The following is a 1,277-nucleotide window of genomic DNA, read 5'->3' as shown; positions in this document are numbered from 1 at the left end:
CCCACCCTCCCACTGACTTCGGGTCCTGCATGGGATTTGTCGGCTCCGGACGGGAGGTGCTCGTGCACTCACCGGACGTGGCGTTGTGACTTCATAGGAGCCTGGCCAGAGGCCCCATCTCTGTCTTGTCCGCGTCGCCGGCTGGTGCGTGCCGCCCTGCCCCGCAGCCACGCAACGACAGGACGACGATGCTGTCCATTACACCCGACACCGCGGCGTTCGAGGTCGCCGGTGGCGTTGACACTCATCAGGACACCCACACCGCCGCGGTCATCGACCTGCTCGGGCGGGTCCTGGGCACTGAGCAGTTCCCGGCCACAGCGGCCGGCTATCGCGCTCTGCTGACCTGGATGAACGGCTTCGGCCGGTTACACCGCGTCGGTGTCGAGGGAACCGGCGCCTACGGCGCCGGCCTGACACGCCGGCTGCACGCCGAACAGGTCGAGGTGATCGAGGTCGACCGGCCCAACCGCAAGACCCGCCGCTTCCAGGGTAAATCCGACCCGATCGACGCTATCGCGGCGGCCAGGTCGGCACTGGCCGGGGAACGGACCGGCACCCCCAAACACCACCACGGCCGCATCGAAGCCCTGCGCAACCTGCGGGTGGCCCGGCGCAGCGCCGTCAAGCAACGCGCCGACACCCAACGCCAGATCAAAACCCTGATCGTCACCGCCCCCGACGCCTTACGCGCCCAGCTACGCGCGCTGAGCATCACCCAACTGATCATCATCTGCGCGAACCGGCGACCCGACTACAGCGACACCGCCAACCCAGCCACGGCCACCACGATCGCCTTACGGTCACTGGCCCGCCGCCACCAGCAACTGACCACCGAGATCACCGACCTCGACAAACTACTCAAACCGCTGGTCACCGCCATCAACCCCGCCCTGAGCGCCACCCACGGCGTCGGCACCGACGTCGCCGGGCAACTACTGGTCACCGCCGGCGAGAACCACAACCGCCTCACCAGCGAAGCCGCATTCGCCATGCTCTGCGGCGCCGCCCCGCTACCCGCCTCTTCCGGCAAAACCACCCGCCACCGGCTCAACCGAGGCGGCGACCGCCAAGCCAACGCCGCCCTCTACACCGTCGTGCTCTCCCGCCTGCGCTGGGACCCCCGCACCCGCGACTACATGCAACGACGCACCAAAGACGGCCTCTCCAAAAAAGAGATCATCCGCTGCCTCAAACGCTACGTCGCCCGCGAGATCTACCAACTCATCACCTCAGAGCACCCAAAACCCGCCACTTGAAATCCATAGGAGCATCCC

The 1,277-nt window shown here is 67.3% G+C and carries 1 protein-coding gene; it reads left to right on the top strand.

Going from position 1 to position 1,277, the window contains the following annotated elements; all coding sequences use genetic code 11:
* Nucleotides 1–188: 188 nt before the first annotated feature.
* The gene (locus tag KXC43_RS50255) at nucleotides 189–1,259 is read left to right on the top strand and encodes an IS110 family RNA-guided transposase (protein ID WP_221383429.1); all 1,071 of its coding nucleotides are present in this window, start codon (nucleotides 189–191) and stop codon (nucleotides 1,257–1,259) included.
* Nucleotides 1,260–1,277: the final 18 nt, after the last annotated feature.

Origin of the sequence: Paractinoplanes polyasparticus, assembly GCF_019710575.1 — a bacterium.
GTDB classification, from domain to species: domain Bacteria; phylum Actinomycetota; class Actinomycetes; order Mycobacteriales; family Micromonosporaceae; genus Actinoplanes; species Actinoplanes polyasparticus.
This window is presented reverse-complemented; position numbering and strand designations above follow the sequence as displayed.